Source organism: Algibacter sp., from assembly GCF_049667265.1.
GTDB lineage: Bacteria > Bacteroidota > Bacteroidia > Flavobacteriales > Flavobacteriaceae > Algibacter_B.
Genome location: NZ_JBATHX010000052.1, coordinates 23,101 through 38,147, shown reverse-complemented (window position 1 = coordinate 38,147; position 15,047 = coordinate 23,101). Strand labels below are relative to the sequence as shown.

Sequence of the window (15,047 nt, the reverse complement as noted above, 5' to 3'; positions counted from 1 at the left end):
CAGTTTTGAACGAAAATTAGGTTGTTGTTTTAAACCCAATTTTATTATTATAATTTTGACTGAGCAAGCATTGAACTGCCTACTAAAAAAATATATAGTTTATTTAGGAAAGCTAAATTTCCTTTTGGATATGGTTCTATACAAAATATGACATTATTGGGCTTTAGCCAACCTTAGTGCAGAATAAGCACGTAACCTCGTTAATTCACTTCTACTTAATTTTATTTACACTAGTTTGGTTTAGTGTTTTTGATATCAAACCTTAGTCAATGAAAAGTAAATAATTTTTTTTCATAAATAAAAATGCAATCCAATATTAATTAAGATTGCTTTTTCAATCAAATGCAATTCCTTTAAACGTTATGCTTTTAAACATACTTGATATATATAACTTCCTTTTTAATAGTTTTATTCAACCTCAAAGGTTGATAAATCATAAACGGGAACTCCGTCGTTTGTAATGCCTTCAATTTCTATAGCATATTTACTCCTTAAATCACTTGTGAAAAATGATACTTCAGAATTAGCGTCTTGGTTAATTACTATTTTAGGTTTCCAATATAAAGTTGTTCTTATGTCTTGTTTTGAGGTGACATTAAAACTATCAGCATAATCAGGTGAATAGAATTCGCGAGCTGTATAAAACCCAGGACAGTAAAAATCAATAATACCTGGTTTACGTTTTACGTTTAACAAACTACCATTACCAAGTTTAGTATATATGGAAATAACACCATTTGCGCTATTACTAACAATAGATGCAGATGCGCCTGATAATACATCAATAAACTCTATGTCAGAGCCTGTTAAGAAAGATATTTCTTCAACTTCCACCCGCATATTATCTATTAATATAACAGGCTGACCTCCATTTCTAATGGATATGGTATCGTTATAAGTTGTAACTCCTGGTAATTGATTAAGTAGCATAAAGATGCTCATAGCTTCAGAGTTAAGAATATCATTCATGTCTAGTCTATGTGTTGGGAAACTATTACCAGCTCTATCATTAAGTTCTTCTTCACGCTTTTCTTCTTTGGTTTCTCTTTTGGCAGTAATTAAAATTTCATCTAATAATTGAGCGCCTTTTAAAAATTGGGCATCTATTTGCGAAATATTTTGAGCCTGCTTAATAAAGTTTGTAGCTATAGTGTTATTTAAGTTGTTAGCTTTTAAAACATTATTGCCCGAAATTAAAGGGCTGTGATAGGTGTTGTTTTGTAAAAAAATATCCACATCTCTATTTTTTTCGAAATCACTTTTAAATTGTTTTACACGAGCTTCAATAATGGCAGGAATAGAATCGTAAAAAACATAAGGACCAAAATTAAATTGTCCGTTTACATCAGATTGTGCTACTTCTTGATGCGGTAAAGACCCCATAAAGGTTAATCTGGTAGGCGCTGAAATACGTTTTCCTATTTCTTTTAAGGCATGAGTTTGTCCGGAAATAAAAATACCTTTTTCAATTTGGAATTGATTTTTGATTTTTGGTTTGTATAAAAGTTCATTCCAAGTAAATCTGCTCCAACCATGTGTAAACATGACTAGATCCAATAAAAACCGACGTTTGGAATCATTTTCTTTTTCAAAGAAATAACCTGGGTTTTCTATATGGCCTCGTAAATCTGAATTTAATAATAAATAGGTTTTTATATTTTCATTCTTTGTACTTTTTTCAACCGCATCCAAATCATTGATGGTTAATGTTAAATTTCCAGATACAGGATTTCCACTTTTATCTTTTAAATCTAATTGAAGCGTTACTTTTTCTCTTGTTTCTGGGTTTTTAGATTCTGTATTTACATTAATGCTAACGTCTTTATTTGGATTGTTTATAAAAACTAAACGTTCGCATACTGGCTTGCCTTCATTGTTAAATAGTGTAAAGTTTGTAACACCAGAATTTAATTCTGAAGTACTGAGTTTTACCGTATAAGAATTGGTTGTTGTTTCTTCAAGTTTTTGGAAAACGATTTCTCCTCTTTGGTGTGCAGTTAATAATGAGTTTTTTAATCCAATAGTATTATTAGAGCTTACTTTTAATATTATTTCTTGACCGTTATTTATTAAATTAATATTAAACCCTTGTGGTAATGGTTTTGGGAGTTCGTATTTTTCTTCTTTTCCGTTAATAAGAATACTTGCGTAATACGTTTCATTGGCTTCTGGTGTTAACATAAAAAGCCCTAGACCAAACTCGAAAGTCTTAAATCTTGAAATAATGATATTTTCTGCATTTTTTATAACCCCTTCAATATGTATAGTTCTATTTTTTTTATCCTTGACTTTAATACCAACTTTCGATTGAAGGCCATTAACTAGGTATCCACCTTCTGGATAAAAATTAAGGTCTGGACGTTCTTTAATAAATTCCTCTTTTGTAGATGTTGCATTTGAACCAGATTCAATATTTGCTGCTTCTTTAAACTCTTTTACATCCCAGACAGGAATTTCTTTTTTAAAGAAAAAATCAGTACTACTATTTCGCATATAGTTTGTGTAGGCTCTTAATAAATAAGAGCCCGCTTCCCATTCTTTATTTATTTTAAAATCGCCAGCAGCGCTTATATCATTTGTATAAAGTTTTTTATGAGATACAATAGAATCTTTTTCGTTAACTAATTCAACGTAAATCACATTGCTTTTGCTAGTCGGTTTATGACTAATTCCATTAACCAGATATGCTGAAAACCAAATGTCATCACCAATTGTATAATATGGTTTATCTGTTTTAATATATATTTTCTCTGGATAGTCATTAGAGTAGTTCTCTAATTTTTCAATAACTAGTTGGCTGAAATTATTAATTATAGTAAAAGATAGAAGAATAATTACAAAAGCGAAAAGAGTGATTTTTTTAATCATGCTTCTAGTGTTTTTTTTTATAACTGTTTCTTTAAAAAGAAAAAAATTAATTAATCTAAGGTTTTGAAATAAGCGTAATATTAAAATTAGACATTTATAATTGGTTTTGGTTTAAAAGAGTTTATAAAGTATTTTTATTTGTTAAAAACGATTCCAATTTATCAACCATTTCTGTACTACCGCAAAAAAATGGCACTCTCTGATGTATCTCAGTCGGCATAATATCTAAAATACGATCAACCCCATTTGTCGCTTTTCCGCCAGCTTGTTCTGCTAACATAGCAATAGGGTTTGCTTCATAAAGCAACCTTAGTTTACCGTTTTTATTTTTAGTGCAATTTGGGTACATATAAATACCTCCTTTTAGCATGTTCCTATGGAAATCTGAAACCATGGAACCAATATACCTAGCAGAATAGGGGCGATTTTCCTCTTCTTGTTGACAATATTTAATGTAATTTTTCACACCTTGAGGAAAATGAGAATAGTTCCCTTCGTTTATTGAATAAATATTTCCAGTTTTTGGAATTTGAATATTAGCATGTGATAAATAAAAAGAACCGATTGCTGGGTTTAGCGTAAAACCGTTTACACCATCACCCAATGTATAAACCAACATAGTTGATGTACCATATTGGGTTTACGGTATCATGTAACTGATAGCTCTGTGGTTTGTTTGGAAATATGTTCCAGAAACTAAAGGTAAAACTTTAGAAGATATGGAAGGCCTTTGGAAATAAGTGGGTAAAATACATTGTAATAAAAACCACTTTAAATGAGTGGTTTTTTCGGAGAACAAAAAACTCTAAATAACTGAAAAACAATTATATATATTCAATTCGGTGTCAGTTGAGATGAAGGTATTAGTGACACCGAATTAGTCCCTTTTTAACAGTATTCATATGATATCATTTGATATCAATAAAAACAAAAAACCCTGTAAATCAACTATTTACAGGGTTTTTGTTGCCTTTTATAGGGCTTTTCGCGGAGAAAGAGGGATTTTGTTCCAATATCCCACTTACGGCATTTTGCAAATGCCAAAGTCATAAAAACAAAAAAAACCACTCAAGTAAACTTGGTGGTTTTTTATTTTCAAGACTTGCGCTTGTTTGCGGAGAAAGAGGGATTCGAACCCCCGGAGGTGTGACCCTCAACAGTTTTCAAGACTGCCGCATTCGACCACTCTGCCATTTCTCCTTGAGTGCCTCATCAAGCTATTTGCCTGAATGCGGGTGCAAATATAATGTCCTTTTTCATTCTATTCAAATAAAAACTTAACTTTTTCATAATAAATTTTATGTATTTTTCAATATGTATAATTTATATGCCAATTATGCAAAAAGAAATCTGCAAACCTTATTTTTGCACAAATATATTTCAACAATATGAATACAATAAAACAGCTTAATTGGCGGTATGCAACAAAAAAATTTGATGCAACTAAAAAGCTATCAAAAGCTAAATTAAATATTATAACAGAGGCTTTCAACTTAACAGCCACCTCGTTCGGATTACAAACTATAAAGCTAGTAGTTGTTGAAAATAAAGCAGTAAGAGAGCCGTTAGTAGCGTTGTCATATAATCAAAAACAAGTATTAGATGCGTCACATTTACTCGTAATTTGTATTCAAAACGACATCGTTGACGCTGATGTAAATAGCTATTACAACAACATAAAACATATTAGGAACACCTCAGAAACAATATTGAAACCTTACCGAGAGGATTTGGTAAAAATGATGCAAGGCATGTCCATACAAGAACGCCAGCAATGGTCTACAAATCAAGCCTATATAGTACTTGGCAATTTAATGACAGTTTGCGCCATCGAAGGTATAGATTCATGCCCGATGGAAGGTTTTTTACCATCCAAGTACGACGAAATTTTAAAATTAAATGAAAAAGGATTAAAATCGGTGCTGCTTTTACCAATCGGCTATCGCGCTGAAGACGATTTTTTCTCAACCCTAAAAAAAGTTAGAAAACCCATAGAAGAAGCTGTAATAACAATTTAAAATATTTGGGCGTTACCACAAGGGTCGGGCTTTACGCTATATCTTTTTTTGCCATATATGGCAGCAAAAAAAGGATGCCGCTACAATCCCTAACGCAAAACTAGCGTCCCAATCAACTTTAAAGAAAAAAATAATATGCCAGGATTTGAATTATTCGGAGAATTAGAAAGAAAACAAGTAAACGATGTTTTAGATAATGGCGTACTCATGCGCTATGGTTTTGATGGCATGCGAAATGGCCATTGGAAAGCCAAAGAGCTTGAGGCAGAATTACAAACCACCTTTCAATCCAAACACGTGCAACTCGTTTCAAGCGGAACAGCAGCAGTATCTGTAGCGTTGGCATCGGCAGGCGTAGGAGCAGGCGATGAGGTTATTATGCCAACATTCACCTTCGTTGCAAGTTTTGAGGCTATTATGATGCTTGGTGCTACACCCATTTTAGTAGATATTGATGATACCCTTTGTTTAAATCCAGAAGCTGTCGAACAAGCTATTACCTCAAAAACAAAAGCCATTATGGTGGTGCAAATGTGCGGTAGTATGGGAAATATGGATGCCTTACAGGCCATTGCGAACAAACACAAGGTATTATTAGTAGAAGATGCTTGTCAGGCCATTGGCGGTACCTATAAAGGGAAACCGCTAGGAAGTATTGGCGATTTAGGTTGTTTCTCATTCGATTTTGTAAAAACCATTACTTGTGGAGAAGGCGGTGCAGTCATAACTAACAACAAAGCATATTATACAAACGCCGACCATTATAGCGATCATGGTCACGACCATGTAGGTAATGATCGTGGCGCCGAAACACATCCATTTTTAGGCTATAATTTTCGTATTTCAGAACTCCATGCCGCAGTTGGTTTAGCACAAGTAAAACGTCTACCAGAGTTTTTAGACATTCAAAAAAGAAATCTAAACATTCTAAAAGACGCTTTATCAGACATTCCAGAAGTAACGTTCAGAACCATTCCTGAAGGTGGTGACGAAAGCGGTGCGTTTTTAAATTTCTTTTTACCAGATTTAGAAACTACTAGAAAAGTAATCCAAGGTTTTAAAGAAGGCGGTGTTGATGTTTGCTGGAATTATTTTGATAATAATTGGCATTATATTCGCAAATGGGACCATCTAAAAGACTTAAAATCGTTGTTTCCAATTTCTAAAGAAGTAAAAGACGGTCTAGAATATCTTAAAACTAAAGATTTTTCAAAATCCGATCATTATATTGGAAGAAACATTTCCTGCTTAATCAAACTGTCTTGGACGGAAGAAGAGGTGAGACATCGCGCTTCTAAAATGATTCAAGTTATTAAAGCTGTATTGTAATTTAACACCAAAAATATTTGCTAAATAAATTACTATAAACCTTTGATTTATAGTAATTTATTTTTTACTTTTATATAGCTAACAAAAGTCTCCCTAGTCAACCAATAGTTAGTAGTTATTAAACAATTTTCTTGAATAGTTAATAGCAAAAGTATTAGTTCAACAACACGTTTATTTATTTTTAAATTGAGATGCTCACTTATTGTTTGTATTTCGATGTTTTAGTATATAATCCATTTAAAGCTATTAATCATGAAACAATCACTACTTTTTTCAGCAATTATTTTGTTTTTTTTATCTCCTATTTTAAGCTTTTCACAGACATACAAGGTCGATGTTCGGAGAGTTTACAACTGGAATGATGAACTAACACCCCCAGATTGGGAGCAACAAACAACAGGGCAGTATACATACGATAATGAAGGGGATAAAGAAACCAATATATTAATATTAGCATCTCCGGGAGGTGAACAATTATTCCAAGAAAAAAAGAGCTATGATGAAAACAACAATATTAAATTGAATATTTTTCAGTTTTGGAATCCAACTGCCCCTGGGTCATGGCAAACCACCGCTCAAGTAATATATGAATATGATGGATCTAATAGATTAGACACCGAAACAACTCAAACATATGTATCCATGGCATGGCAAAATTCTTCTCAAATAAAATATGAATATCTAAATGGTAAGCTGTGGAAAGAAACTAGCTTGTTTTATGATTCTGACTCTATGACGTTTATAGTAACCGATTCTAGTACTCGAGAATTGTATGAGTACGACGGCTCAGACATTGATAAGGAAACCAGCCAGCATTGGGAAACTGGGACAGGTTGGGTTGATGATGAAATATTTGAGATTACATATACCTCTCCTGGGGTAATTTCGGAAGTCATTGATAGTACTTGGAATTCTTATACGAATATGTGGGAGATTGAGCGAGGAACCGCGACTTATGATATGGGGTTGCTTGCCAAAATTGAATATACTGTTCCTGACGGTAATGGAGGATGGGATTTGGATAGCCAAACTTTATTTGAATATGTAGATGGTCTTTTGGAAATAATTACCGACCAAGATTGGGATGGTACTGCATGGGTTGATACAGATCGTCAATTAAATGAGTATGATGGAAATGGTAATAATTCAGTCTCGACTTTTGAAGACGGAAATACAGGTGCATGGGTTGGTTATTACAAAGAAGTGAAAGATTATTCTGTGGTGCTACCTTTTAATTTATCAGCAGAAACTTTCGATCACGAATTATTTAAAGTATATCCTAACCCTGTTTCAGATGTATTAAATATTTCATCTTCGGTGCCTAATGTAAGCATGGAATTATATAATGTATTGGGCGAAAAAGTATCACAGGCTTTAAATAGTAACCAAATAAATGTTGAAGGGTTTAAGTCGGGAATCTATCTGTTAAAAGTATTCAACAATACCAGAAGTTCAACTAAAAAAATAGTAATAAAATAGTAAGTGTTAGTTAAGTTGGAAAAGGAAGTATCGATTAAGTTTTAGATTGATATTTCCTTTTTTTTAATATTTAACATAATCAACAATCTCTAAACCATAGCCAATTAAGCCAACGCGTTTGGTTTGCTCGGTATTAGAAATTAGACGAAGTTTATGAATATTTAAATCATGCAATATTTGAGCGCCAATTCCAAAATCTCTATTATCCATATTGATTTTAGGTGCTCTAGTAACTTCACCTGCAGATTGATTTTCCTTTAAAAAAGTGAGTCTACTCAAAATATTCATAGATTGAGCCTCTTGATTGATAAATATAACTGCACCCTTACCAGCATCATTTATAACCTTAAACATGTTGTCTAATTGCTGGTCTGCATTATTGGTAAGTGTTCCTAAAATATCATTATTGAATAATGTAGAATTAATTCTCGTTAGAACCTTTTCATTAGTTGCCCATTGCCCTTTAGTTAAGGCTATATGTACTTGGTTATTAGTTGTTTGTTTGTAGGCTCTTAATCTAAAACTTCCAAAGCGTGTTTCAATTTGAAAATCTTCTTTTTTCTTAATTAATGAGTCATGTTGCATTCTATAAGCAACTAAATCTTCAATAGAAACAATTTTTAAATCAAGTTTTTTTGCAACCTTAAATAGCTGAGGTAATCGCGCCATAGAACCATCCTCATTCATAATTTCTACAATTACTCCAGCCGGGCTTAATCCTGCCAATCTTGCAAAATCTATGGCAGCTTCTGTATGTCCAGTTCTTCTTAAAACACCACCTTCTTTTGCAACCAATGGGAAAATATGACCTGGTCTTCCTAAATCAAATGGTTTGGTATCGTCATTAATTAAAGCTTGAACTGTTTTTGCTCTGTCGCCCGCTGAAATCCCTGTAGTAACACCATTTCCTCTTAAATCTACAGATACGGTAAAGGCCGTTTCCATAGGGTCTGTATTGTTTCGAACCATCATGTTTAGTTCTAAATCTTTACATCTGTTTTCGGTTAATGGCACACAAATAAGTCCTCTGCCATGGGTAGCCATAAAGTTTATCATTTCTGGTGTAACCTTATCGGCAGCAGCTAAAAAATCACCTTCATTTTCACGATTCTCATCATCAACAACTATAATAACTTTTCCTTTTCTTATATCGTCAATTGCTTCGTGTATTGTGTTAAGTTTAAACTCGTGTTTTACTTTTTGTGTCATAGTATTTACCATCATAATGCAAAGATATGACTTATTTTAAGGATTCTAAACAATTTGCTTTTAACTCGCTTTTCATTTTTTCATTCAAAAATAAATACGTGATAAAATAGAAGGGAAGACCAAGGATTAAAAGGTATAGATTAGGTTTATTAGGTGTTCTGTTTATATGTTTATAAAACTGAAACGAATTAATAATCGATTTAATAAAATATACAACATATAAAACTAACGCCATGATACTAAGCTGAATGGAAGCTGTAGCTAAAGGGATTAGTTTGTTATTTTTAAATACGAAGAATAGCAGTAACAAAATAATGCCAATAATATAAAGTGTAAGCGCGTATTTTGAATGGTCTGTATAATTCTTTTTTAATGTTTCAGCTGATTCATATTCTTCGTCAATAATTAAACCACTTGCTCTCAATTCTGAAGTTGATAAATCTCTAGATTTTAAAGTTTCAAAGGCTTTAAATCGGGTGTCTTCATCATGCCCTAAAGCTTCATAGTTGTTAATGGTATTAATAAGTTCTTCATTTTTATAATCTGATAAAAAAGAATAATCAGTACTTTCTTTGTCTTTGATTTTAAAAAGCTTTTTGAAAGGTTCTAAAACATTTCCAAATTCAAACAATCCTCTATCTGCAGTCGCTCTTCTAGTTAAGAAAATGCCTAATGGTAACATGACCAACGTTGAAATCCATGGTGCTATAATTGGGTTAAAATCGCCTGTTTTAGCACTATTGGTTGCAAATATTCCCATAAAGTGATAGGTTAAAAATAAAAGAATAGCAATAACTAGGGGTAAGCCTATGCCTCCTTTTCTAATTAAAGCTCCTAATGGCGCACCAACAAAAAAGAGGATAACGCAGGCAAATCCTAATGCAAATTTTTCATGTAATGAAATAACATGTCTGTTAAGCCATGCTTTGGAGTTTTGCATAGTAACATCTTTTGATACAATAAGTTGCTTAGAACTTATCATTGATTTAGATGCAACATCAACTATTTCGATTTTACTTTTGGTGTCGAAAAGTTCTAAAATGGGACCGGTATAGTTGAGGGAATCAACCTTAGTTTGGTTTGAAGGAAAAGTCCTGTTCATGCCAGATCGTAATTCTAAATTTTTTGAAAAGCTTTCGTGTTCAAAATTGTACTTATTAATTAATGAGTCAATAGTTTTATTTAAACCGCTTACGTTTAGCATATTGTACTTGTCGGTTGAGGATTGTTCGTCAAAATCAACATTATTCAGTTGTGACAAATCAATATTTATAACTTTTGTTTCAAAGGTGCTTTTTACAAATGGCTTTTTGTTTCTATCGTTTCTATCTGCAGGCGTCACATCGTTATAAAAATGCCCATCACTCAAAATAAGTTTCAAAACATTAGAATTTTCTTGACTTGCAAGTTCACCTGATTTTGACTTAATAACGGTCGCATTTGTTCTTCCGTCGTTGCCTTTTATGTGAATGGTAACATCTTTAAGAAACTGATCGCGATCACCGTATTTGTCAACAAACTTAATATTGTAGGTTCCAACCGGATTAAACTGTCCTTCAGCAAGAAGCATAGCGGGTTTCAGTTTTGCTATATTTCTTCTTAAATTAAAGGAATTTAATTCTGCCCAAGGGATTATATTATTTGAAAAAAAGAAGGTAACAATGCCTAAGCCAACAATAAAAACACTTAATCCAGACATGGCGCGCTGTAATGAAATACCTGTTGATTTCATGGCTGCAAACTCATAATTTTCAGCAAAACTTCCAAAAACCATGATGGAAGCTAAAAGTATGGTGAGCGGCAAAACCAAAGGAATAAGCTTTGGCATGAAATAAGCCAAAAATTTAACAATAACTCCAATGTCCAAATCTTTACCTGCCAGCTCTTTGATATAAAGCCAAATAGTTTGTAAAACAAAAATCAGCATGAGTATAACAAACACGCTGAAAAAAGTTTTAAGGTATGTGGTTAGTATGTAACGGTCTAGTATTTTCAATCGTTTAAATTTCTCTAATTATTTTGAAAGCAAATAAATTATAAAACTTGCTTTCCGGTTAAGTACGAGTGTTACCACTTCGTTCTCATATTAAAAATCTTTAAAAAGCTGTTTTTAAAATTTGTTAATATTCGTTTCACAAAGAACGATTACCTAATCGAGTTTATTGATGTAGTAATCTTTATATTTATTGCCGTCAAAGGTAAATAAGGTTTTTGATAAAGGCTCGTTTGTTTTAAAAGAATTAACTGTTAGGGTTGTTTTAGTCCCATTTTCACCAACCTGTATAAGGTTATAGATATGTTTTGTTTGAGCATCAATACCTAAAAGAATATTCTTAATTTCAGAATTTGAATCAATAGGAGTAAGTTTAACATATTGAATTTTTCTACCGTTTATATTTTGCTCAATATCAAGCTTGTATGTGTATCCATCTTCATAAAAGGATAACATTTTACTTGGGGCAATAAGATCGTTTTCTGGATCAATATTGGAGGTTATTGTAACCTCTTCATCTTCGGTGCTAATGTTGTATAATGTTTTGCCATCAAAAAGACTTGTAATACCTAGAATATTTAATCTGTATTGATCGCCTTGCATAACAACATCTCCTTTGGTTTCTTGTTTTATGTTTTCAGAAAGGTTTTCAAGAGTATATTTAAAGTCTAACGATATGTTGTCATAGGTTTTAACCTTAGCTGAAACTTCATTTAATAAAGCTTTTGCATTGTTTTGAGCAAAAGAGCTAACTGAAAGCGTAATCAATAATACGGTTAAGAATTTTTTCATTTTAATTATATTTCGTTTTCTAAATGTTTGTCTAAGGCAATTAAATCTGTTATTAAAACTTGCCTTGCCTTGCTGCCTTCAAAAGGGCCAACTATTCCTGAGGCTTCTAACTGGTCAATTATTCTTCCAGCTCTATTGTAACCTAATTTTAACTTACGTTGCAATAACGAGGCTGAACCTTGTTGGGCGGTTACAATTACAATAGCGGCGTCTTTAAACAGTTTATCCCTATCTGATATGTCTATATCAAGACCTGTGCCACTTTCTTCGCCAACGTATTCAGGAAGTAAATAAGCGTCTGGGTATGCTTTTTGAGAGCCAATAAAATCGACTAATTTTTCAACCTCAGGGGTGTCAACAAAGGCACATTGAATTCTAATCATGTCGTTGCCTTGTGTATAAAGCATATCACCACGACCAATAAGTTGATCTGCTCCTCCAGCATCTAAAATAGTACGAGAATCAATTTTACTAGATACTCTAAAGGCTACACGTGCCGGGAAATTGGCTTTTATAATACCCGTAATAACATTTACAGACGGCCTTTGTGTTGCAATAATTAAGTGAATCCCAATGGCACGTGCTAATTGTGCTAATCGTGCAACTGGTGTTTCCACTTCTTTACCAGCAGTCATAATTAAATCGGCAAACTCATCAACAACCAAAACAATGTAAGGTAAAAATTGATGGCCATCGTTAGGATTTAATTTTCGGGCTTTAAATTTCGTATTATATTCAGCAATATTTCTACAAAGTGCGTTTTTTAGCATTTCGTAGCGGTTGTCCATTTCAATACACAACGAATTAAGCGTGTAAATTACTTTGGTGTTATCGGTAATAATAGCTTCTGCTTCATCAGGAAGTTTGGCTAAATAGTGACGCTCAATTTTATTAAATAGTGTCAGCTCAACTTTTTTAGGATCCACTAAAACAAATTTAACCTCGGCAGGGTGTTTCTTATAAAGCAACGAGGTTAAAACGGCATTTAAACCAACCGATTTACCTTGACCTGTAGCTCCAGCCATAAGTAAGTGCGGCATTTTTGCTAAATCGACAACAAAAGTTTCATTGCTAATGGTTTTACCCAAAGCAATTGGTAATTGCATTTCTGAAGTTTGAAATTTCTTGGATGCAATAACAGAACGCATGGATACAATGGTGGCGTTTTTATTCGGAACCTCAATACCAATGGTGCCTTTTCCTGGAATAGGAGCAATAATACGAATCCCTAACGCGGAAAGCGATAAAGCAATATCATCTTCAAGATTCTTGATTTTTGAAATCCTGATACCAGCTTCGGGAACAATTTCATAAAGTGTAACCGTTGGCCCAATAGTGGCTTTTATACTTGCAATTCCAATTTTGTAATTGCTTAAAGTATCAACAATTCTATTTTTATTTTCTTCTAATTCTTCTTGGTTGATGGTAATCCCCTCAGTATCGTACTTTTTTAATAAATCAAGAGGCGGGAATTGATATTTGGCCAATTCTAAAGTGGGGTCAAACTGTCCGAAATCTTCCACCAATTTGTTCGCCAGATTATCAGTTTCAGAGACCTCCTCTTTAACATCTTCCACTTTTATTTCTAATTCTGATTCTTCTTCAGCCTCTGGTTTAGGGACTTTAACTACTAAAGGAGCAGATTCTACGGTCGGTTTAATTACAGCCTTAGGCTCTGGAGTTTTGTTTTGTAATGCGATTTCGTGAGCCGATTTAAAAGCTTCAGCTTCATCAGATAAACTGTTATCAAAAGGCACAACAATATCTGCTTTCATGTCTGAAAGTTCACTTTTAATATCTTTTTTTGCTGATGTGAAAATATTGGCAATACTTTCAAAAGTCACCTTAAAACGAATTGCTAAATAAGTGATAAGCCCAAAAACAAGGAGCAATATAATGCCAATTTTTCCTATGTAATCTTGTAGAAAGCTATTTAGTTCAAACCCAATAGTACCACCAAGAATATCGTTTTTATTTCCGAAGAATCCTAAAAGAATGGACAACCAAATAACGATAAGAATCCCCCAAAACCAATGTTTTCTGAGTTTGGATTTGTTAATGTTCATTAAAACATAAACACCCGATAGAAAGGTTAAACCAGAAAATATAAATGCGGAAACACCAAAACCACGTTGGATAAAAAAGTCACTTAACCAAGCTCCAGATTTGCTGAGCCAGTTTTTTGTTTTTACTTCGCGTGAAGCAAAATCAGACAAGGTACTTTGGTCGGCATCACCTGAAAATAAATGCGATACAAACGCAATAAAAAGCAATAGGCCAGCAATTACAAGAAAACTACCAAAAACCAACTTTTGTTGACTTGATAACTTAAAACTTGGCGCTTTCAATTTTTTACTAGGTGCTTTTTTAGCTTTAGTCTTGCTTTTAGCCATTAATGGTTTACTGTTTGAAAATGGGGTTGATTATACAACTGAACAAAAATACAAATAACTAACGTTTATCCTAGAGTTATAGTATTTTAAAAAATCTTTGGAAGATAAATAATAAGACCAATTATACTAGCGAATACAGAGGCAATAAAAACCGCTCCAGCGGCAATATCTTTTATTAAACCAATTTTTTCATGGCGTTCTGGATGAATAAAGTTTGCAATTTCTTCAATGGCCGTATTCATACCTTCAATGCTCATAACTAATCCGATGGCGAGAATTTGTATAATCCACTCGTTGTTTGAAATATTAAAATAAAATCCAGCTGCAGTAACTATTAAAGCTATTACAAACTGAATTTTTATGCTTGCCTCGGTTTTTAAAAGTAAGAGTGCACCTTTAAATGCGTAGCCTACACTTTTTAATCGGTTTTCTAAAAAAGATTCTTTTTTAGGCATCTTGCAACGCTTCCAATGCGGCTTTATAATTTGGTTCATCCACAATTTCTCCTACTTGCTCTGTGTATTTAACGATTCCTTTTTCGTCTAAAACAACAACGCAACGCGAGTGTAAGCCTTCTAACGGACCATCAATAATATTTAATCCGTAGGCTTTACCAAAGCTTCCATCTTTAAAATCTGATAAACTTACCACGTTATTTAAGCCTTCTGCACCACAGAAACGACCTTGAGCGAATGGTAAATCGCGAGAAATGCAAAGTACTTTTGTGTTTTTTAATTCGCTTGCTTCTTTGTTAAAAGTTCTAACAGATTGCGCACATGTGCCTGTATCTATGCTTGGAAAAATGTTTAAAACCACCTTACTTCCTTTGTAGTTTGTTAAGCTATGTACTGCTAAATCTGTAGTGGTTAACAAAAAGTCAGGAGCTTTTGTTCCAACCTTAGGTAAACTATTTGAAGTATGTATTGAATTTCCTTTTAATGTAATTGATGCCATGATGTTTGTTTT

The 15,047-nt window shown here is 33.1% G+C and carries 10 protein-coding genes, 1 tRNA gene and 1 pseudogene; 3 read left to right on the top strand and 9 right to left on the bottom strand.

Features of this window, described 5'->3' with window-relative positions; genetic code table 11:
- Positions 1 to 408: 408 nt before the first annotated feature.
- The 3 genes and pseudogenes from WBN21_RS01890 to WBN21_RS01880 form a co-directional block, all read right to left on the bottom strand.
- Complete coding sequence (locus WBN21_RS01890; protein ID WP_424197615.1) at positions 409 to 2,868, bottom strand: TonB-dependent receptor; 2,460 nt, start codon at positions 2,866 to 2,868, stop codon at positions 409 to 411.
- A 121-nt stretch (positions 2,869 to 2,989) separates the two neighbouring features.
- A pseudogene (locus WBN21_RS01885) lies at positions 2,990 to 3,502 on the bottom strand (class 1 fructose-bisphosphatase); the annotation flags it as partial.
- Between the two features lie 481 nt (positions 3,503 to 3,983).
- A tRNA-Ser gene (locus WBN21_RS01880) sits at positions 3,984 to 4,068 on the bottom strand.
- 188 nt (positions 4,069 to 4,256) lie between these two features.
- Here WBN21_RS01880 and WBN21_RS01875 point away from each other — a divergent pair.
- The 3 genes from WBN21_RS01875 (at position 4,257) to WBN21_RS01865 (ending at position 7,694) form a co-directional block, all read left to right on the top strand.
- Positions 4,257 to 4,886, top strand: coding sequence for an NAD(P)H-dependent oxidoreductase (locus tag WBN21_RS01875; protein WP_424197614.1), 630 nt, complete (start codon positions 4,257 to 4,259; stop codon positions 4,884 to 4,886).
- Positions 4,887 to 5,021: 135 nt separating this feature from the next.
- On the top strand, positions 5,022 to 6,215 hold the full coding sequence (locus WBN21_RS01870) for a DegT/DnrJ/EryC1/StrS family aminotransferase (protein ID WP_424197613.1): 1,194 nt from the start codon (positions 5,022 to 5,024) through the stop codon (positions 6,213 to 6,215).
- 252 nt (positions 6,216 to 6,467) lie between these two features.
- On the top strand, positions 6,468 to 7,694 hold the full coding sequence (locus WBN21_RS01865) for a T9SS type A sorting domain-containing protein (protein ID WP_424197612.1): 1,227 nt from the start codon (positions 6,468 to 6,470) through the stop codon (positions 7,692 to 7,694).
- A 63-nt stretch (positions 7,695 to 7,757) separates the two neighbouring features.
- On the opposite strand, the gene ribB is transcribed toward WBN21_RS01865, so the two are convergent.
- From ribB to tpx, 6 genes are all read right to left on the bottom strand, one after another.
- Positions 7,758 to 8,918, bottom strand: a complete 1,161-nt coding sequence (gene ribB / locus WBN21_RS01860) for a 3,4-dihydroxy-2-butanone-4-phosphate synthase (protein ID WP_424197611.1) — start codon at positions 8,916 to 8,918, stop codon at positions 7,758 to 7,760.
- 16 nt (positions 8,919 to 8,934) lie between these two features.
- Positions 8,935 to 10,899, bottom strand: coding sequence for an LptF/LptG family permease (locus tag WBN21_RS01855; RefSeq protein WP_424197610.1), 1,965 nt, complete (start codon positions 10,897 to 10,899; stop codon positions 8,935 to 8,937).
- A gap of 153 nt (positions 10,900 to 11,052) precedes the next feature.
- Positions 11,053 to 11,688, bottom strand: a complete 636-nt coding sequence (locus tag WBN21_RS01850) for a LolA family protein (protein WP_424197609.1) — start codon at positions 11,686 to 11,688, stop codon at positions 11,053 to 11,055.
- A 5-nt stretch (positions 11,689 to 11,693) separates the two neighbouring features.
- Positions 11,694 to 14,081, bottom strand: a complete 2,388-nt coding sequence (locus WBN21_RS01845; RefSeq protein WP_424197608.1) for a DNA translocase FtsK — start codon at positions 14,079 to 14,081, stop codon at positions 11,694 to 11,696.
- Positions 14,082 to 14,167: 86 nt separating this feature from the next.
- The gene (locus WBN21_RS01840; RefSeq protein WP_424197607.1) at positions 14,168 to 14,536 is read right to left on the bottom strand and encodes a diacylglycerol kinase; all 369 of its coding nucleotides are present in this window, start codon (positions 14,534 to 14,536) and stop codon (positions 14,168 to 14,170) included.
- The gene (tpx, locus tag WBN21_RS01835; RefSeq protein WP_424197606.1) at positions 14,529 to 15,035 is read right to left on the bottom strand and encodes a thiol peroxidase; all 507 of its coding nucleotides are present in this window, start codon (positions 15,033 to 15,035) and stop codon (positions 14,529 to 14,531) included. Before tpx ends, WBN21_RS01840 begins: the two co-directional genes overlap by 8 nt.
- Positions 15,036 to 15,047: the final 12 nt, after the last annotated feature.